The following is an 18,446-nucleotide window of genomic DNA, read 5'->3' as shown; positions in this document are numbered from 1 at the left end:
AAAACGATGGCGAATATACTCGTAGTTGATGATGAAATGGGCATCCGCGAGCTGCTCTCGGAAATCCTGGGAGACGAAGGCCACGCAATCACGCTGGCCGAAAATGCGCAGCAGGCGCGCGAGGCGCGTGCCGCCGGCGCGCCCGACCTGGTCCTGCTCGACATCTGGATGCCCGATACCGACGGCGTCACGCTGCTCAAGGAATGGCAGCGCGACGGCTTGCTGACCATGCCGGTCATCATGATGTCGGGTCACGCCACCATCGATACCGCCGTCGAGGCCACGCGCATCGGCGCCCTGAATTTCCTGGAAAAACCGATCGCCCTGCAAAAGCTGCTGAAAGCCGTGCAGCAAGGCCTGACCCGTGCCCAGGAAGTGGCGCGCGCCCCGGTGCCGCCACCGCGCCCGAGCATGCCGGCGCCGGTCGTCGAAGCGCCGCCCGTCAGCAATCCGATGTTCGCCGCCCAGCCGGCGCCCGCGCCGTTGAACGGCGCGCGCGTGGGTGTGATCGGCCATGGCGAAACCCAAGGGTATACGCTCTCGTTCGACCTGCCGCTGCGCGAGGCGCGCGACGCATTCGAACGGATGTATTTCGAACACCACCTGGGCCGCGAAGGCGGCAGCATGACGCGCGTGGCCGAAAAGACCGGCCTCGAGCGCACCCACCTGTACCGCAAACTGAAGCAGCTCGGCGTCGAACCGGGCAAGCTCGGCAAGCGGGGCGGATGAGCGAAAACGGCGGCCGGCCGGCCGTCCCCCGGAGGGACGGCTCCCGGACGGATGGCCCCTTCTCATCCGGCTCTTCTTTACGTCATCCAATTCCTACGGTGCTCGTCACGGGCCCCAGCGCGGCAGCGCGCGAGGCGGCCATCGCGCACGCCATCGAAGACCCTTCTACGCCCCGTAGCGATGGGGTCGCCGTGATCCTGGAAGGCCTTTCCGACGGAAATCCGGTACTGCAAGATTCTGAAAAACTCCTGATTTCGCGCATCGCACCCGGTTGCCTGTGCTGCGCGGGAAATCTCGTCATGCGTGTTACATTAAATCGTCTGCTGCGCCAGCGGCCGGCGCGCCTGTTCATCGGCGTCGCCGCCAGTGCGCATCTGGATCAGTTGCGATCATGGTTAAGCAGCGCACCATACGATCAGCTGTTGGCCCTCACGCCCGACCTGCACTCTTGAAATTGGTTGGGCGAGCCCCACCTCTTCACTGAAGTCAACTCCGGTTATCCGCCGCCGGGTAGTCGGAAACCTCTGATCGAGAGAAGGAGTCATCATGAACATGATCTATAACAGCGAACAGTACAGCGTCGTCGAATTTGGCGTCGATCGCGAGCTCGAAGCCCTGCGCTTCGGCGGCTACGAGATCGTCGACAAGGCCGGCCGTCGCGAAGCGTTCATCGGCGGCAAACTGGCACAATCGTTCCGCCGCGACGTCAACAACCTCATCGCAAGCGAGCCGACCATGGAGGAAATCGACGATTTCCTCGGCTCGTACGACACGATGATGAACCAGCCGGTCGTGCTGCACTAAGCAGCGTCACCGCAAGGCTGGAGGACCACCCCCACAGACGGCCAGGGACACAACGGGATGCAGGCGCCGGCCATCGCCGGTGCCGCGTTCGCCCTGCGCCTCGCAGCGCCCGCGCCATGGTAAGCTCTTCACCATGTGCCAACTCCTCGCAATGAACTGCAATGTCCCTACCGACATTGTATTTTCCTTCACCGGTTTCGCCCATCGCGGCGGCCGCACCGACACCCATCACGACGGCTGGGGCATTGCCTTCTTCGAGGGCGCCGGCGTGCGCCATTTCGTCGACCACCAGGCCGCGATCGCCTCGCCGATCGCCGAGCTGATCAAACGCTATCCGATCAAGTCGACGAATGTCATCGCCCACATCCGCAAGGCCACGCAAGGCCATGTGGCGCTCGAGAACTGCCATCCGTTCGTCCGCGAACTGTGGGGCCGTTACTGGGTATTCGCCCATAACGGCGACCTGAAGGAGTTCACGCCGCAGCTCGACGGCGCCTTCCGCCCGGTCGGCAGCACCGACAGCGAACATGCCTTCTGCTTCCTGTTGCAGGAATTGCGGCGCCGCTTCGGCGACACGCCGCCCGCATTGCCGGCCTTGCGCGCGGCACTCGGCGAACTCGTACGCCAGATTTCGGATTTCGGCACCTTCAACATGATGCTCTCCGACGGCACGGCCCTGTTCGCCCACTGCTCGACCAAGCTCAGCTACGTCGTGCGCCAGTACCCGTTCGTGACGGCGCGCCTGTCCGACGAAGACCTGTCGGTTGATTTTTCCCAGGTCACCACGCCGAACGACCGGGTCGCGATCATCGTCACCGAACCGCTGACCACCAACGAAACCTGGACTGCATTCGCACCCGGCGAGCTGCTCGTCTTTATCGACGGCAGCCCGGTTCCTGTCGCCTGATCAGACGTTTTGCTGCCTGTTTTTAGCTTTTCGACATCGGTTTTTACGAAAAATGATGCCGGAAATCCACTAATTGCTGAGAATCGGGTAGAGTGGGCAGCTTGAACGTGACCACGGGACCGCGATGACCGATACCGCCAGCCTTGACCAGGCATCCCAGCCTTTGCAGCTGCGTAATTTCTATCTTGCGCGCCAGCCGATGCTCGACCGCAACCAGGCCCTGTTTGCTTACGAACTCCTGTTCCGCACCACCCCCGCCAACAGCGCCGAGATCGATACCGATCTGGCGGCCACGGCCGGCGTGCTGGCCCACGCGGCCCAGCTCGGCCTGCCGCGCGCCGTGGGCGACGCGACCGCCTTCCTGAACGTCGACACCGAAGTGTTGATGAGCGATATCTTCGCCTTCCTGCCGCGCGAGCGCACCGTGCTGGAACTGGTGGGCTCGGTCGAAGCGACGGAGCCGGTGCTGTGGCGCCTGGCCGAGCTCAGCGGCCACGGTTTCAGGTTCGCCGCCGAAGCCAGCGTCCACGGCAGCCGCCTGGGGCGCCTGCTGCCCCTGCTGGACTACGTCAAGGTCAACCTGCGCGCGATGCCGGTGGTGAGCATGCTGTCCCTGGTCCCACGGCTGCGTGGCACGGGCAAGCGCCTGATCGCCGAAAAGGTCGAGAGCCAGACCGAGTATAAAACCTGCCTCGACCTCGGCTTCGACTACTTCCAGGGTTTTTATTTCGCCCGCCCGTCGGTGATCGCCGGGCGCAAGCTCTCGCCCTCGCAGCTGGCCCTTGTCGACCTGATGTCCTTGGTCGTATCGGACGCCGACAATATCGAGATCGAACGCGCCATCAAGCGCGACGTGACCTTATCCGTCAACCTGCTGCGCATCGTGAACACGCCGGCGGCCGGCCTGCGCCAGCGCATCGATTCGCTGAGCCAGGCGCTGATCATCGTCGGCCGCCGCCAGCTGCAGCGCTGGCTGCAGATCATGCTCTACGCCGAACCGGGCAACCACGGCCATACCCAGACGCCGCTGCTGATGCTGGCCAGTACCCGTGCGCGCCTGATGGAGCTGCTGGCCGGCCGCCTGCGCCCAGGCCGGCGCCATGTCGCCGACATGGCCTTCACGGTCGGCATCATGTCGCTGATGGACACGCTGTTCTGCGTGCCGATGGCCGACCTGGTCGAACAGATTCCGGTGAGCGACGAAGTGTCGAGTGCGCTGCTCAAGCGCGGCGGCTTCTTCGGCGAGCTGCTGCGGCTGGCCGAATCCTTCGAGCAGATGGAAGAGGGCGCCGACGTGCTGCCGACCTTGAGCGTCCTGGCCGACAGCGGCGACGACTTGGTCGAGCTGGAAATGGCGGCTTTCGAGTGGAGCGGCCAGGTCGTCCGTAGCGCCCTTTGATGACGATTTAATCGTCAGGCAGACTTATGTGCCGGCCCACTGCTGATGCAGGTCGGGGTCGGTGCGCAGCTCCCACAGGCCGAGTATGACTGTCGCCACGCCCACCAGCAGCAGGCTGGCGCTCATCGCCTGGTTCGGCATGACGTCCACCAGCCAGGGCGAAACGGCCACCCAGGCGCCGACGAGGATGTTCAGGAATACCGCCCAGGCATAGGTCTTGTACAGGTCGAAGGCGGCCAGGGCCGCCATGATGGCGCCTGCGATGAATGCGTTGATGGCCGGAGGGGAATCGCTCGGGTAAGCCATCACCCAGGGCGATACGATGAGCCAGACACCGAGCAGCAGGATGCCCTGGTCCTGCCAGCGCCGGGTCGAGAGATGCATTGCCATGACAGTCTCCTTCGCGAACGTGTGTTCCCACAGTGACTTAGACAATACTGGAGTCAGGAAGTTCGGTCAGTAACGCGCGTGGGCTCGGGGAACCCACCCTGCGCGTTACGACAGGTTCGGCGCCAGGTGGCGTTCGACTTCCGCCTTGTCCATCCCGCGGCGCTGGGCCATGTCGAGCACCTGGTCGTCGCCGATCTTGCCGACCACGAAATACTTCGACTCCGGGTGGGCCAGATAAAAGCCCGACACGGCCGCGCCTGGATACATGGCGTAGGATTCCGTCAGCTGCATGCCGATTTCCTCGGCCTGCAGCGTCTCGAACAGCTCCTTCTTGACCGTGTGCTCGGGGCAGGCCGGATAACCCGGCGCCGGACGGATGCCGACGTATTTTTCCCCGATCAGGTCTGCATTGCTCAGGTCCTCGTTCGCCGCATAGCCCCACAGGTCGGTGCGCACGCGCTCGTGCAGGTATTCGGCGAAGGCTTCGGCCAGGCGGTCGGCCAGGGCCTTGAGCATGATCGACGAGTAATCGTCGTGCGCGGCTTCGAAACGCTGTTCATATTTTTCGATGCCGAGACCCGCCGTCACCGCGAACATGCCGATGTAGTCGGCCACGCCCGAGCCCTTGGGAGCGATGAAGTCGGACAGGCACTGGTTCGGGCGCTGCACGCCGTCGACCACGGGTTTGACACCCTGCTGGCGCAGGCCGTGCCAGGTGAAGGCGACCTTTTCGCGCGTCTCGTCCGTGTAGATCTCGATGTCGTCGTCGTTGACGCTGTTGGCCGGCAGCAGGGCGATCGCGCCATTCGCCGTCAGCCAGCGCCCTTCGATGATTTTCTTGAGCAGCGCCTGGCCTTCCTCGAACACCTTCGAGGCCGCTTCGCCGACCACTTCGTCGGTCAGGATGGCAGGGAAGGGGCCGGCCAGGTCCCAGGTCTGGAAGAACGGGCCCCAGTCGATGTAGCGCGCCAGCGTCGACAGCTCCACGTTTTTAAAGACGCGGCGCCCGATGAATTTCGGTTTCACCGGCGCGAAGTCGAGCTTCGCCTTGTTGGCGCGCGCATCGACGAGGCTGAGCATCGGCAGCGCCTTCTTGTTGGCGTGCTGTTCGCGGATGCGCTCGTAATCGAGCTTGATCTCGGCCATGTAGGCGTGGCGCGACTCTTCCGTCAGCAGCGACTGGCCGACCGACACCGAACGCGAAGCGTCCGGCACATACACCACCGGGCCGTCATAGTGCGGCGCGATTTTCACGGCCGTGTGGGCGCGGCTGGTGGTGGCGCCGCCGATCAAGAGCGGAATGCCGCGCTCGCGGAACCACGGGTCGCGCTGCATCTCGCGCGCGACGTGGGCCATCTCTTCCAGCGAAGGCGTGATCAGGCCCGACAGGCCGACGATGTCCGCGTTCTCCGCCTTGGCCTTGGCCAGGATGTCGGAGCAGGGCACCATCACGCCCATGTTCACGATCTCGAAGTTATTACATTGCAGGACCACCGAGACGATGTTCTTGCCGATGTCGTGCACGTCGCCCTTGACGGTCGCGATCACGATCTTGCCCTTCGGTTTGGCGACGATGCCCGTACGTTCTTCTTCGCGCGCCTTTTCCTCTTCGATGAAGGGAATCAGGTGGGCCACCGCCTGCTTCATCACGCGCGCGGATTTCACGACCTGGGGCAGGAACATCTTGCCCTGTCCGAACAGGTCGCCGACGATGTTCATGCCGTCCATCAGGGGGCCTTCGATCACGTGGATCGGGCGGCCCTCGGCCTTCAATACGGCCTGGCGCGCTTCCTCGGTGTCTTCGACGATCCACTGGGTGATGCCGTGCACCAGCGCGTGCGCCAGGCGCTTCTCGACCGGGCCATTCCGCCATTCGAGGTTCTGTTCCTGCTTGCCGCCGCCGGCCTTCAGGCTGCCGGCGATCTCGATCATGCGCTCGGTGGCGTCTTCGCGGCGGTTCAGCACCACGTCTTCGACGCGCTCGCGCAGCTCCGCCGGCAGGTCGTCGTAGACGCCGACCATGCCGGCGTTGACGATACCCATGGTCATGCCGGCCTGGATCGCGTGGTAGAGGAAGACGGTGTGGATCGCTTCGCGCGCCGGATCGTTGCCGCGGAAGCTGAACGAGACGTTCGAGACGCCGCCCGAGACCTTCGCATGCGGCAGGTTCTGGCGGATCCAGCGCGTGGCGTTGATGAAATCGACCGCGTAGTTGTTGTGCTCTTCGATGCCGGTGGCGATCGCGAAAATGTTCGGATCGAAGATGATGTCTTCCGGCGGGAAGCCGACCTGCTCCGTCAGCACCTTGTAGGCGCGTTCGCAGATCTCGATCTTGCGCTCGAAGGTGTCGGCCTGGCCCTGCTCATCGAAAGCCATCACGATCACGGCGGCGCCGTAACGGCGGCACAGGGCTGCCTGGCGGATGAATTCCGCTTCGCCTTCCTTCATCGAGATCGAATTGACGATGGCTTTACCTTGTACGCACTTCAGGCCCGCTTCGATGACGGACCACTTCGACGAGTCGATCATGATCGGCACGCGCGAGATGTCGGGTTCGGAAGCGATCAGGTTCAGGAAGCGCGTCATGGCCGCCTGCGAGTCCAGCATCGCTTCGTCCATGTTGATGTCGATGACCTGGGCGCCGTTCTCGACCTGCTGGCGCGCCACGGACAGCGCCTCGTCGAACTGCTCGTTCAGGATCATGCGTGCAAAAGCCTTCGAGCCCGTCACGTTGGTGCGCTCGCCAACGTTCACGAACAGCGAGGATTCGTCGACCGTGAACGGCTCCAGGCCCGACAGGCGCAATGCAGTCGGGATTTCCGGCACGGCGCGCGGCTTGGCCGTCGATAACAGTTCGGAGATGGCCGCGATGTGCTCGGGCGTCGTGCCGCAGCAGCCGCCGGCGATGTTCACGAAACCGGCGTCGGCGAATTCGCGCAGCAGGGCCGAGGTGTCGGCCGGCAGTTCGTCGAAGCCGGTGTCGCTCATCGGGTTGGGCAGGCCGGCGTTCGGGTAGATGCAGACAAAGGTATCGGCGATCTGCGACAGCTCTTCGGCGTAGGGGCGCATCAGCGCCGCGCCCAGCGCGCAGTTCAGGCCGATGGTCAGCGGTTTCGCGTGGCGCACCGAATTCCAGAAGGCGGGCACGGTCTGGCCCGACAGGATGCGGCCCGAGGCGTCGGTGACGGTGCCCGAGATCATGATCGGCTTGCGCACGATGGTCGGGTTCTCGTCGAAATACAGGTCGATCGCGAACAGCGCCGCCTTGCAGTTCAGGGTGTCGAAGATGGTCTCGACCAGCAGCACGTCGACGCCGCCGTCGACCAGGCCGCGCACCTGCTCATGGTAGCTGGTGACGAGTTGATCGAAGGTGACGTTGCGCGCCGCCGGATCGTTGACGTCGGGAGAAATCGACGCCGTCTTCGGGGTCGGTCCGAGGGCGCCGGCGACAAAACGCGGTTTGTCGGCGGAGCTGTATTTGTCGCAGGCGGCGCGCGCCAGTTTCGCGGCTTCGACGTTCATCTCATAGGCCAGGTGGCCCATGTGGTAGTCGTCTTGGGCGACGCTGGTGGCGCCGAAGGTATTCGTTTCGATCAGGTCGGCGCCGGCCGCGAGGTAGCGCTCGTGGATTTCCTGGATGACCTGCGGTTGGGTCAGCGTCAGCAGCTCGTTGTTACCCTTCACGAACAGCTCGCGCGTGCCGGCCTCTGGCGGCGCGGCGAAGTCGGCGAAGCGGCCCTGCGGCCCGCCGCGGTAGGCCGCTTCATCCAGTTTGTACTGCTGGATGATGGTGCCCATGGCGCCATCCAGGATCATGATGCGGCGCGTGAGGATGTCGCGCAGCTGGGTTTCGATCGGGGATGGGGTGGTGGTCGGGGCAGTCATCGGTCACTTTCTGGGATGCGTGCAAGACGGGAAATGGCGCACTTGCACGGTTGGGGCGGTCTGAAATTATACGTCAATGCGGTGCGTGCCCGCCCGGGCAGGCCGCTCTTCGGGCAGATTGTATCGTTATGTGTTTATGCATCCGATTGTTACATGACGTTACAAAACCCGGGCGTTTCGCAATGTTGTGGATACATACAGGGACGACAATATAAATACTGGCCATGAGAAACATGGCACGTATTAACAGGGATGGATAGCATGAACAAAGAGTACGAACCCGATTGGGACCAGACTTCGCTGCACAGCCACGTGGTTGCCGCAGAGCCGAAAGCAGCGCCGGGTGGCGCAAAGCAGATCGTGACGATCCGCCTGGATGTCGACATGCTGGAGTGGTTCAAGGCAGCCGGTCCAGGTTACCAGACCCGTATCAACCAGGTCCTGCGTGAGCATATGGATGCCCAACGCGCCGCGGAGTCGGACGGTCATTAAACAAGGCTGAGTCCTTGCAACGCGCCCGGGTGGGCGCGTTTTCGTTTGTGGCCGGGGTTTTTCGTCGGGGTTATTCGAACTTCAACCCCTGCAGCGGAAAGCTTTTGAGGAATTCCCCAGCCGCCAGGCGCTTGCCGCCCGGTTTCTGCAACTGCAGCAGGCGCAGCGCACCGTCGCCGCAGGCCACCACAATGCCTGCCGCATCGGCCGATAACACCTGCCCCGGTTCTCCCCTTCCTTGCGCCGGCTCCGCGTTCCAGATCTTGACCGCCGTCCCGTTCACGCTGCCTTGCGCGCCGGGGAAGGGATTGAAGGCGCGCACCTTGCGCCAGAGGTCGACGGCAGGCAAACCGAAATCGAGCTTCGCTTCGTCCTTGCTGATCTTGGCCGCATAGGTCACGCCTTCTTCCGGCTGCGGTGTGGCCGGCAGTTCGCCGCGGGACAAAAGGCGCAGCGCCTCGACGATCATCGTGGCGCCGAGCGCGGCCAGCTTGTCGTGCAGGGTGCCGGTGGTGTCGGCGTCGTCGATGGCGACGCGTTCGATCAGCATCATCGGACCCGTGTCGAGGCCTTCTTCCATGCCCATGATCGTCACGCCGGTCTCGACATCTCCGCTTTCGATCGCGCGGTGGATCGGCGCGGCGCCGCGCCAGCGCGGCAGCAGGGAACCGTGGATGTTGATGCAGGGGGCGATGTCGAGCGTGCTGCGCGGCAGGATCAGGCCATAGGCCGCGACCACCATCACGTCGTAGTCGAGCGACAGCAAACGCGCGTGGGCCGCAGCTGCCTCTTCAGCGCGCTGCGGATCTTTGGCGTCGGTACGCAGCGACAAGGGCTGCAGCACCTCGATACCATGTTCCAGCGCGACCTGTTTTACGCTCGATGCCTGCAACTGCATGCCGCGCCCGGCCGGGCGGTCGGGCTGGGTCAGGACGAGAGGGATCTCGAAACCGGCATCGATCAGGGCGCGCAGGGCGCAGGCGGCAAACTCCGGGGTGCCGGCAAAGACGACTTTCATCCGCGCGCTCGTCATCAACTTAGTAGCGGCGGCCGGCAGCTTTGAGAGCCGCCTCGCGTTCCATGCCGCGCTCTTCCTTCTGCAGCTTGGCCTTGATGCGGTTACGTTTCAAAGGCGACAGGTATTCCACGAACACCTTGCCCATCAGGTGATCCATCTCGTGCTGGATGCAGACGGCCAGCAGGCCGTCGCAATCGAGCTCGAAGAACTCGCCTTTCGCATCCTGGGCGCGTACCTTGACCTGCGACGGGCGCTCGACGCCGTCATAGATGCCCGGCACCGACAGGCAGCCTTCGTCGTAGACCTGCTTTTCCTCGCTGGCCCAGATGATTTCCGGATTGACGAACACGCGCAGTTCGTCGTGCGTCTCGGTGGTGTCGATCACGACCACGCGCTCGTGCACGTCGACCTGGGTCGCGGCCAGGCCGACGCCGGGGGCGTCGTACATGGTCTCGGCCATGTCGGCCACCAGCTTGGCCAGGCGCTCGCCGAATTCGGTGACAGGCGCGGCGACCTTGTGCAGACGTGGATCGGGATAGCGCAGGATTTTCAGGAGGGCCATATCAGGGAGTTAAGTAATTTTATATAAGGATAATGGTGGAGGTCGGCAGAGCGGGGCGCAGAGCAGGAATGCAACACATCGCCGGGGAAACAGGACGCGGTTTGTCTTGCTAGTTCGAGGATTTGTGTGCAGAATTTGATTCAGTTGGGCAACTCTTCCTGATCCGCCGTGCGGTCCGGAGTGCAATCTATGCCGTCTCTTGCGCCGTGTGGCTGGCCGAGTGATGGACACCGCCAGCAATTCCGTTGTCAATGCCGCACTTTACGGACGTCTTCAATGAAAAATTTTAGCACAGTCGTGACCCGCGCTGTAGCCGCGGCGCTCGTCGCGTGTGTCGTGGCCGGCCCCGTCCAGGCTGCCGAATGCAGCTTCAAGCCGAATGCGCCCGACCAGCACCGCGTGGTCAAGGGCGATACCCTGTGGGATATTTCCGGCGCCTTCCTCGAGCATCCCTGGTGCTGGCCCCAGGTCTGGGGCATGAACCGCGAGGAAATCCGCAATCCGCACTGGATTTATCCGGGCCAGATCGTGTATTTCGACCGCGTGCACGGCCGCCTGTCGCTGACGAAGCCGGGCAGCGATGACGGCGGAGGCGCGCCCGTGCTGCGCCTGTCGCCGCAGGTGCGCAGCGAAGGCCTGGAGCGCGGCGCCATCGACGCCATCCCCGCCAGTGTGATCGAACCTTACCTGACCCAGCCGCTCGTCGTCGAGAAGGATGCGCTGGCGGGCGCGCCGCGCATCGCCGCCTCCCAGGAGGGTCATTTATACCTGGGCACGGGCGACCGCGTGTATGTGCGCGGCGATCTGCAGGGCGCAACCGAATTCCAGGTGTTCCGTCCGGGCGCCCCGTTGCGCGATCCGCAGACGGGCGCGCTGCTCGCGCACGAGGCCGCCTATGTCGGTACGGTAAAACTGGTGAAAGCGGCCGCGCCCGGCGTCGACGTGCACACCATGACGGTTTCGAACTCGGTGAGCGAAATGGGCGTCGGCGACCGCCTGCTGCCGGCCCCGCCGCCGGCCGTGCGCAACTATGTGCCGCATGCGCCGCAGTCGCCCGTCGACGCGCGCGTGATGTCGATTTACGCGGGCGTCAGCTATGCCGGACAGAGCCAGGTCGTCACTGTCAACCGTGGTTCGATTGACGGACTCGATGTCGGCTCGGTGCTGCAGCTCTATCATTTCGGGAAGACGGTGGCCGATCCGGAAGGGAAGAGGGGTTTCCTCGGAATCGGCCGCGCGAAGATGAAGCTTCCCGATGAACAGTATGGCAGCCTGTTCATCTTCCGAGTGTTCGGGCGCGTTTCGTACGGCCTGATCATGCAAGTGACGGCGCCGGTGGAAGTCGGCGACGTGGCGAAATCACCGGAGTAAATCCACCGTGCAGGACACGGACCCCATCCCCGCCAGCCGCATCGAGCAACCCGGTACGCAACTGAGCGACTGGCTGCGCCTCGACGGCGCGCGCGGGGTGGGACTGCGCACTGCACACCTGCTGTTGGAAGCCTTCGGTTCGCCGCGCGCCATCTTCGAGGCCGGCCACGCCGCGCTGGCCCGGCACGTCGGTCCTGCCCTGGCGCGCAGCCTGTGCGCGCCGCCATCAGGCACGACGCGTGCCCTGATCGACACCACGCTCGCCTGGCTGCAAACTCCCTCGCACCACGTGCTGGCGCTGGGCGATGCCGCCTATCCGCAGGCGCTCGCCAATATTCCCGATCCGCCCCTGCTGCTCTATATACAAGGACGCATCGACCTGCTTGCGCGACCGGCGCTGGCGATCGTCGGCAGCCGCAATGCCACCGTACAGGGAAAGGCGAATGCAGCGGCGTTCGCGACTGCACTGTCGAACGCCGGTGTGTGCGTGGTGTCCGGCCTCGCACTCGGCATCGACGCCGCCGCGCATGAAGGCGGGTTGCGCGGCGCGGGTTCGACGATTGCCGTGGTCGGCACCGGCGCCGACTTGTTCTATCCGGCGCGCAATCGCGCACTGGCCGAACGCATTGCCAACGACGGCTGCATCGTCAGCGAATACGCGCTCGGCACGCCTCCGACCAGCGGCAATTTCCCGCGCCGCAACCGGATCATCAGCGGCTTGTCAATCGGCGTGCTCGTGATCGAAGCGGCGGCGCAATCGGGCTCCCTCATCACCGCGCGCGTGGCCGCCGAACAGGGACGCGAGGTCTACGCCTTGCCCGGCTCGATCCATGCGCCGCTGGCCAAGGGCTGCCACAAGCTGATACGCGATGGTGCGCGGCTGGTGGAAACGGTGGATGAAGTGCTGGAGGCGATGCAGGTGTCGCCGCTTGCATCGCTGCCGTCTGCAAACACGACTGCAACAAACGCCTTGCCGACCGAAACGGACTGCACCGATTTGCTGGCGCAGCTGGGGCACGAAGCGCTCGCTGTCGACGACTTGTTGGAACGACTCGGCACCAGTATCGGTCAATTGAGCATGGGTTTATTGGCACTCGAAATGGCCGGCATGATCGAACGTCTTCCCGGAGGAAAAGTGCAACGCGTGCTTGTTCAATAAGCGTTTCATTCGCCCTGGGTAAATGCTTGAACAGGGACATTTTTTCGAACATGAATTACAAGCCTGTATGAACCGATAAGGCCGAAAAACGACGATTTCCGTTCGCCGCATGCGCACACACGCAGCAAGCTTGTACCTGTACGAGCTTAGCTGCTACAGTAGCGTCACTATGTTCGACATCCTGGTCTACCTCTACGAGACGTACTATCGTCCCGAAGCCTGCCCCGAGCCGGCTGCATTGGCACGCAAACTCTCCGCCGTCGGCTTCGACGACTTCGAGATCTGCGAGGCCATCGATTGGCTTACGGGTCTCACTGAAATGGCGGGCGAAGAGCTGGCCGACGTGGTCGCCTCTACCGGCACGCGTTACTACGTGGACGAGGAATATAACGAGCTCGGCAGCGCCGCGATCGGTTTCATCCAGTTCCTCGAAAGCGCCAAGCTGCTCACGCCCTTGCAGCGCGAAATCGTCATCGAGCGTGCGCTCGCGGTGGACGAATCGCCCGTTACCCTGAGCAAGCTGAAGATCATCGTGCTGATGATGATGTGGAGCCAGAACAAGGAACCGGATGCACTGATCTTCGACGACCTGTTCGGCTCCGACGACGAACAGATTCCGCGCCAGCTGCATTAATCGAACAAGCACAAACAAAAACTCCCGCACTGCGGGAGTTTTTGTTTGTGCTATTGATTTTGTTTTCGCTGCTGATTACGCAATATTCAGCGTCACATCGATGTTGCCGCGCGTTGCGTTCGAGTACGGGCACACCACGTGGGCCTTCTCCACCAGCGATTCGACGAGCTCGCGCGCCAGGCCCGGAACCGAGACATTGAGTGTCACTTCGATGCCGAAGCCGGTCGGCAGGGGACCGATGCCGACGTCGGCCGTGATTGCCGTCTCCGCCGGCAGCGCCACTTTTTCTTTTGCCGCCACGAACTTCAATGCGCCGATGAAACAAGCTGCATAGCCGGCCGCGAACAGCTGTTCCGGATTGGTGCCGGCGCCGCCTGCGCCGCCGAGTTCGCGCGGCGTGGCCAGTGCGACGCTCAGTTGCTCGTCGGACGATACGGCACGGCCATCACGGCCACCGGTGGCGGTTGCGTGGGCGACATACAAGGTTTTTTCGAGGGACATCTTTTTCTCCAAAGCGTGGTGATGAGAGGGCAGCGCCGCACCACGAAATCGGTCGCTGTCGATTAAATCGCGTGCTATCTAAATGCCCGCATTATTGCACTGCATGCGTCCACACCTGCCTTTAGCTGTGTTGCGCCAGGCTGGCGCGCAATTGCTCGAGGTCGCGCCGCATCGCCTGCAATTCTTCCGGCTTGCAGCCCGTCGCGCAAAACGCGTTTTCCGGCACCGCCCGCGCTTTCGTACGCAGCGCGCGTCCTTCCTCCGTCAGGCTGACCAGCACCTGGCGTTCGTCCTCGAGTCCGCGTTCGCGCAGCACCAGGCCTGCAGCCTGCAGGCGCTTGAGCAGCGGGGTGAGCGTGGCCGAGTCGAGGAACAGGCGCTCGCCCAGGTTCGAGACCGTCATGCCGTCGCCTTCCCACAGCACCAGCATCACCAGGTATTGCGGGTAGGTCAGGCCCAGGTCGGCCAGCAGGCGCCGGTACACCTTGGTCATCGCCAGGTTGGCCGAGTATAGGGCGAAGCACAGCTGGCTGTCGAGGCGGAGCAGGGCGTCGGTCTTGGCGGATTTGCTTGTCATGTCCGCAGTTTAGATCGCGCGCTATTCAATTGCAAGCGATTTTATTGTTTACGCAAATACCCTGGCCGGCCGCTTGCTCCAGCCAGGGTGCGCTTTCCCTGCTCAGCGCTTCTTGTCCGTCCCCGCCAGCCCCGCACCGGCATCCGACGCAGCCTGCTCCGGTCCCCCACGTCCGCCCGATCCGGCGCCGCCCGACTGCAGCGAACCCGGCGCCGTCCCGGATTCTTTCGAACCGGCATGCTGTCTCTGCTCGAGTCCACCGGCGCCCGACTGCATCGAGGTACCGAGCCGGTCGGCCTCCGCCTGGGCCTGCATGCGCTGGGCTTGCTGGCGTGCGCTGCGTCCGCCGGTCTGCGAACCGGGCCCGCCGCGCGAACCGGCGTCGCTTGCCCCCATCCTGCCCGCCTGCGTACCCAGACCCACGTCCGACTGGCGGTTGCCCGCGCCGGAGCCGGGCGATTTGCCCTGCTGGCTTTCCGGCGCCACCGGCACCATTTTTTCGCGCCGCACGCTGCGGCCGTGCTCGTTCACCATGCCTTTGTGCTTGTCGCTCATGGTCGATCCTCCTGATACGGCGCGTGAGGGCGCCAACAGGCCGATCATGCGCGCGGCGCGGCGCCGCTTGTATCGGAATCATGGTGGAGGCAATGTAGGAAGGCGCCCACCGTCACCGACAAGATATCCGGGTGGCACGAGCGAAAATCCGGTCGTTGCAAGCGCGCCACGAGCGTGCGGCCGATGGCGCGCCGCACAAGGAAGGTGCAGAGCCTACTTGCGAACAGCGCGATAACGCGCTTATCATTGGCCGCTCATTCAAGACTGTTACTACTAAGACATTAGTGCCGCGATGCCGTGATGCTGCGGCCCGGCCCGGCCGCCAAAGCATGTATGATGCGCAGGCCAAATACACCATATATATAAGTACTACGAGAAACCCTATGACCAAAACCCTCATCATCGCCGAGAAGCCGTCTGTCGCGAACGACATCGCGAAGACGCTGGGCGGCTTCACCAAGCACGATGAGTATTTCGAAAACGACGAATACATCCTGTCGTCCGCCGTCGGCCACCTGCTGGAAATAGCCGTGCCCGAGGAATACGACGTCAAGCGCGGCAAGTGGAGTTTTACCCACCTGCCGATGATTCCGCCGTATTTTGCGCTGAACCCGATTCCAAAGACCGAGTCGCGCCTGAAAGTGCTGAACAAGCTCATCAAGCGCAAGGACGTCACCACCCTCATCAACGCATGTGACGCGGGCCGCGAAGGTGAACTGATCTTCCGCCTGATCGCGCAGAACGCGAAGGCGAAGCAGCCCGTGAAACGCCTGTGGCTGCAGTCGATGACGGCCAACGCGATCCGCGAAGGTTTCAAGCAGCTGCGCAGCGACGAAGAGATGCTGCCGCTGGCCGACGCTGCGCGCTGCCGTTCGGAAGCGGACTGGCTGATCGGCATCAACGGCACCCGCGCCATGACCGCCTTCAACTCGAAAGAGGGCGGCTTTTACCTGACGACCGTGGGCCGCGTGCAGACGCCGACCCTGTCGATCGTGGTCGAGCGCGAAGAAAAAATCAAGAAATTCGTCCCGCGCGACTACTGGGAAGTGCGCGCCGAGTTCGTCTGCGCCGCCGGCATCTACGAAGGCCGCTGGCTCGACCAGCAGTTCAAGAAGGACGAGAACGACCCCGAGAAGCGCCCGGAGCGCCTGTGGAGCAAGACGGCCGCCGACTCGATCGCCGCCGCCTGCCGCGGCAAGCAGGGCGTCGTCACCGAGGAATCGAAGCCGACCACCTCGATGGCGCCGGCCCTGTTCGACCTGACGAGCCTGCAGCGCGAGGCGAACGGCCGCTTCGGCTTCTCGGCCAAGAACACCCTGGGCCTGGCCCAGGCGCTGTACGAGAAGCACAAGGTGCTGACCTACCCGCGTACCGACTCGCGCCACCTGCCGGAAGACTATATCGCGACCGTCAAGGAAACGATGAACGCGCTGGCCGACACGAACAACTACAACCAGTTCGCCAAACAGGTGACGAAGAACGGCTGGGTCAAGCCGAACAAGCGCATCTTCGACAACACGAAGATTTCGGATCACTTCGCGATCATCCCGACCGGTGTCGCCCCGAAGAACCTGACCGAGCCGGAACAAAAGCTGTACGACCTCGTCACGCGCCGCTTCCTGGCCGTCTTCTTCCCGCCGGCCGAGTTCCTGGTCACGACCCGCTTCACCGAAGTCTCGGGCCACCAGTTCAAGACCGAGGGCAAGGTCATGACCAACCCGGGCTGGCTGGCCGTCTACGGCAAGGACACCACGGGCGACGACAAGGACGGCGCCACGCTGGTCCCGGTTGCGAAGGGCGAGAAGGTACTGACGGACAAAATCACTGCCAACGGCCTGGTGACGAAGCCGCCTGCGCGCTACAGTGAAGCGACGCTGCTGTCGGCCATGGAAGGCGCCGGTAAACTGGTCGACTCGGACGAGCTGCGCGATGCGATGGCCGGCAAGGGTCTCGGCACCCCGGCCACGCGTGCGGCCATCATCGAGGGCCTGCTGACCGAGAAATACCTGATCCGCGAGGGGCGCGAGCTGATCCCGACCGCCAAGGCATCGCAGCTGATGACCTTGCTGCGCGGCCTGGGCGTGAACGAACTCACCGCGCCGGAACTAACCGGCGAGTGGGAATACAAGCTGTCGCAGATGGAGAAGGGCAAGATTTCGCGCGAAGAGTTCATGCGGGAAATTGCGCAGATGACGCAAATCATCGTCAAGCGCGCCAAGGAATATGACAACGACACGATTCCGGGCGAGTACGCGACCCTGAAAACCCCGTGCCCGAACTGCGCCGGCGTGGTCAAGGAAAACTACCGCCGCTTCGCCTGTACCAAGTGCGACTTCTCGATGAGCAAGACGCCGGGCAGCCGCCAGTTCGAGATCAACGAGGTCGAAGAGCTGCTGGAAAAGCGCACCATCGGTCCGCTGCAGGGCTTCCGCTCGAAGATGGGCCGTCCCTTCGCCGCGATCCTGCGCATCGTGCGCGACGAGGAGATCAAGAACTTCAAGCTCGAATTCGATTTCGGCCAGGATTCGGCCGACGGCGAAGAGGGAGAGGGCGTGGACTTCACCGGACAGACCCCGCTCGGGCCCTGCCCGAAGTGCAATGCCGGGGTCTACGAAATGGGCCTGGCCTATGTCTGCGAAAACCAGGTAGCCAAGCCGAAGACCTGCGACTTCCGCAGCGGCCGTATCATCCTGCAGCAGGAGATCCTCCCTGAGCAGATGGCGAAACTGCTCAACGACGGCAAGACGGATTTGCTGCCGGGCTTCGTGTCGCAGCGTACCCGCCGTTCCTTCAAAGCCTTCCTGACGCGGGGCAAGGACGGCAAGATCAGCTTCGAGTTCGAGGAGCGCAAGGCCAAGCCGGGCGCTAAACCGAAGGCGGCGGCAAACGATGCCGAGGCCGATGGCGCCGAGGGCGAGGGCGCAGCGACCGCGGTGAAGGCGGCGAAGAAGCCGGCCGCGAAAGCAGCCACGAAAGCGGCTGCCAAGCCGGCAGCGAAGAAAGCGGCCGCGAAAGGGACGGCTGCCAAGCCGCCTGCCAAGCGCGCCGCCGCCAGGAAGTAAGCCCGGCGAGCGGGCATAAAAAAACCGCGGCCCCCGGGTCGCGGTTTTTTTTCGTCTGTCGCTGAGTGCTGATTATCCTGTATTGTTTATACAGTTACCCGATTCGGATAAGTGTCGCGGCGTGCCGGCGCGGCGTTCGCCACTGCGCGGCTCACTCCTGCCAGTCCTGCAAGGCGCGGATCGCGGCCTCGCCGTTGCGGATCGCCTTTACCCGGCGCACGACTTCGTCGCGCCAGGCCTCGTCGGCGTCCGCATCGGCAAGATCGTCGATGTCCTGCAACAGGACACGCAGCACCTCATGCTTTTCCTCGGCATTGAGGAGCTGAATTTTTTCGCAAACTTCGGCAAGCATGGTCGACATCTTTAACCTCAATGTAATAGTGTCTCGATAATATCGCGAC

Annotated in this window: 18 protein-coding genes; 10 read left to right on the top strand and 8 right to left on the bottom strand. The window is 63.5% G+C overall.

Translation table 11 applies throughout. From position 1 onward, the window contains the following. Positions 1 to 6: 6 nt before the first annotated feature. The 5 genes from LPB04_RS02225 to LPB04_RS02205 all read left to right on the top strand — a co-directional run bounded on the left by LPB04_RS02225 (position 7) and on the right by LPB04_RS02205 (position 3,839). Positions 7 to 729 carry a response regulator gene (locus tag LPB04_RS02225; RefSeq protein WP_193687183.1) on the top strand — a complete coding sequence of 241 codons (723 nt, stop codon included), beginning with the start codon at positions 7 to 9 and terminating at the stop codon, positions 727 to 729. Then, the gene (locus tag LPB04_RS02220) at positions 726 to 1,181 is read left to right on the top strand and encodes a GTPase (RefSeq protein ID WP_227496592.1); all 456 of its coding nucleotides are present in this window, start codon (positions 726 to 728) and stop codon (positions 1,179 to 1,181) included. The genes LPB04_RS02225 and LPB04_RS02220 overlap by 4 nt, the downstream gene beginning before the upstream one ends. Before the next feature lie 94 nt (positions 1,182 to 1,275). Then, a complete protein-coding gene (locus LPB04_RS02215; protein ID WP_193687182.1) occupies positions 1,276 to 1,533 on the top strand; it encodes a BTH_I0359 family protein in 258 nt (85 codons plus the stop codon). Positions 1,534 to 1,666: 133 nt separating this feature from the next. Beyond that, positions 1,667 to 2,440 (top strand): class II glutamine amidotransferase, encoded by a 774-nt coding sequence (locus tag LPB04_RS02210; RefSeq protein WP_193687181.1) that lies wholly within the window; start codon positions 1,667 to 1,669, stop codon positions 2,438 to 2,440. 124 nt (positions 2,441 to 2,564) lie between these two features. Further along, complete coding sequence (locus LPB04_RS02205) at positions 2,565 to 3,839, top strand: EAL and HDOD domain-containing protein (protein WP_193687180.1); 1,275 nt, start codon at positions 2,565 to 2,567, stop codon at positions 3,837 to 3,839. A gap of 24 nt (positions 3,840 to 3,863) precedes the next feature. Here LPB04_RS02205 and LPB04_RS02200 read toward each other — a convergent pair whose 3' ends face one another. Then, positions 3,864 to 4,229, bottom strand: coding sequence for an SPW repeat protein (locus LPB04_RS02200; protein WP_193687179.1), 366 nt, complete (start codon positions 4,227 to 4,229; stop codon positions 3,864 to 3,866). Between the two features lie 105 nt (positions 4,230 to 4,334). After that, the gene (gene metH, locus LPB04_RS02195; protein WP_193687178.1) at positions 4,335 to 8,114 is read right to left on the bottom strand and encodes a methionine synthase; all 3,780 of its coding nucleotides are present in this window, start codon (positions 8,112 to 8,114) and stop codon (positions 4,335 to 4,337) included. Between the two features lie 261 nt (positions 8,115 to 8,375). Between metH and LPB04_RS02190 the strand changes: the two genes are divergently transcribed. Further along, positions 8,376 to 8,606: a BrnA antitoxin family protein gene (locus LPB04_RS02190; protein ID WP_193687177.1), complete on the top strand. Its 231-nt coding sequence runs from the start codon at positions 8,376 to 8,378 to the stop codon at positions 8,604 to 8,606. A 70-nt stretch (positions 8,607 to 8,676) separates the two neighbouring features. On the opposite strand, the gene fmt is transcribed toward LPB04_RS02190, so the two are convergent. Together fmt and def are read right to left on the bottom strand one after the other, a co-directional pair. Continuing rightward, positions 8,677 to 9,624 (bottom strand): methionyl-tRNA formyltransferase, encoded by a 948-nt coding sequence (fmt, locus tag LPB04_RS02185; protein ID WP_193687176.1) that lies wholly within the window; start codon positions 9,622 to 9,624, stop codon positions 8,677 to 8,679. 19 nt (positions 9,625 to 9,643) lie between these two features. Beyond that, positions 9,644 to 10,186, bottom strand: coding sequence for a peptide deformylase (gene def, locus LPB04_RS02180; RefSeq protein ID WP_193687175.1), 543 nt, complete (start codon positions 10,184 to 10,186; stop codon positions 9,644 to 9,646). Between the two features lie 276 nt (positions 10,187 to 10,462). Here def and LPB04_RS02175 point away from each other — a divergent pair, with 276 nt between their 5' ends. From LPB04_RS02175 to LPB04_RS02165, 3 genes are all read left to right on the top strand, one after another. Continuing rightward, on the top strand, positions 10,463 to 11,557 hold the full coding sequence (locus LPB04_RS02175; protein ID WP_193687174.1) for a LysM peptidoglycan-binding domain-containing protein: 1,095 nt from the start codon (positions 10,463 to 10,465) through the stop codon (positions 11,555 to 11,557). Between the two features lie 7 nt (positions 11,558 to 11,564). Beyond that, positions 11,565 to 12,716 (top strand): DNA-processing protein DprA, encoded by a 1,152-nt coding sequence (gene dprA / locus LPB04_RS02170; RefSeq protein WP_193687173.1) that lies wholly within the window; start codon positions 11,565 to 11,567, stop codon positions 12,714 to 12,716. A 169-nt stretch (positions 12,717 to 12,885) separates the two neighbouring features. Continuing rightward, positions 12,886 to 13,350, top strand: a complete 465-nt coding sequence (locus LPB04_RS02165; protein WP_136223162.1) for a DUF494 family protein — start codon at positions 12,886 to 12,888, stop codon at positions 13,348 to 13,350. A gap of 75 nt (positions 13,351 to 13,425) precedes the next feature. On the opposite strand, the gene LPB04_RS02160 is transcribed toward LPB04_RS02165, so the two are convergent. The 3 genes from LPB04_RS02160 to LPB04_RS02150 all read right to left on the bottom strand — a co-directional run bounded on the left by LPB04_RS02160 (position 13,426) and on the right by LPB04_RS02150 (position 14,983). Continuing rightward, positions 13,426 to 13,851 carry an organic hydroperoxide resistance protein gene (locus LPB04_RS02160; protein WP_193687172.1) on the bottom strand — a complete coding sequence of 142 codons (426 nt, stop codon included), beginning with the start codon at positions 13,849 to 13,851 and terminating at the stop codon, positions 13,426 to 13,428. Positions 13,852 to 13,972: 121 nt separating this feature from the next. Continuing rightward, positions 13,973 to 14,428 carry a MarR family winged helix-turn-helix transcriptional regulator gene (locus LPB04_RS02155; protein WP_193687171.1) on the bottom strand — a complete coding sequence of 152 codons (456 nt, stop codon included), beginning with the start codon at positions 14,426 to 14,428 and terminating at the stop codon, positions 13,973 to 13,975. Between the two features lie 102 nt (positions 14,429 to 14,530). Continuing rightward, positions 14,531 to 14,983, bottom strand: a complete 453-nt coding sequence (locus LPB04_RS02150; RefSeq protein WP_193687170.1) for a hypothetical protein — start codon at positions 14,981 to 14,983, stop codon at positions 14,531 to 14,533. A 383-nt stretch (positions 14,984 to 15,366) separates the two neighbouring features. Here LPB04_RS02150 and LPB04_RS02145 point away from each other — a divergent pair, with 383 nt between their 5' ends. Further along, positions 15,367 to 18,045, top strand: coding sequence for a DNA topoisomerase III (locus LPB04_RS02145; RefSeq protein ID WP_193687169.1), 2,679 nt, complete (start codon positions 15,367 to 15,369; stop codon positions 18,043 to 18,045). 151 nt (positions 18,046 to 18,196) lie between these two features. On the opposite strand, the gene LPB04_RS02140 is transcribed toward LPB04_RS02145, so the two are convergent. After that, a complete protein-coding gene (locus tag LPB04_RS02140) occupies positions 18,197 to 18,397 on the bottom strand; it encodes an addiction module protein (protein ID WP_227496591.1) in 201 nt (66 codons plus the stop codon). Positions 18,398 to 18,446: the final 49 nt, after the last annotated feature.

The sequence above is a fragment of the Massilia litorea genome (assembly GCF_015101885.1).
In the GTDB taxonomy this organism is placed as follows: Bacteria; Pseudomonadota; Gammaproteobacteria; order Burkholderiales; family Burkholderiaceae_D; genus Telluria; species Telluria litorea.
Note: the sequence above shows the minus strand (reverse complement) of the source record. Positions and strands in the feature narration are given on the sequence as shown.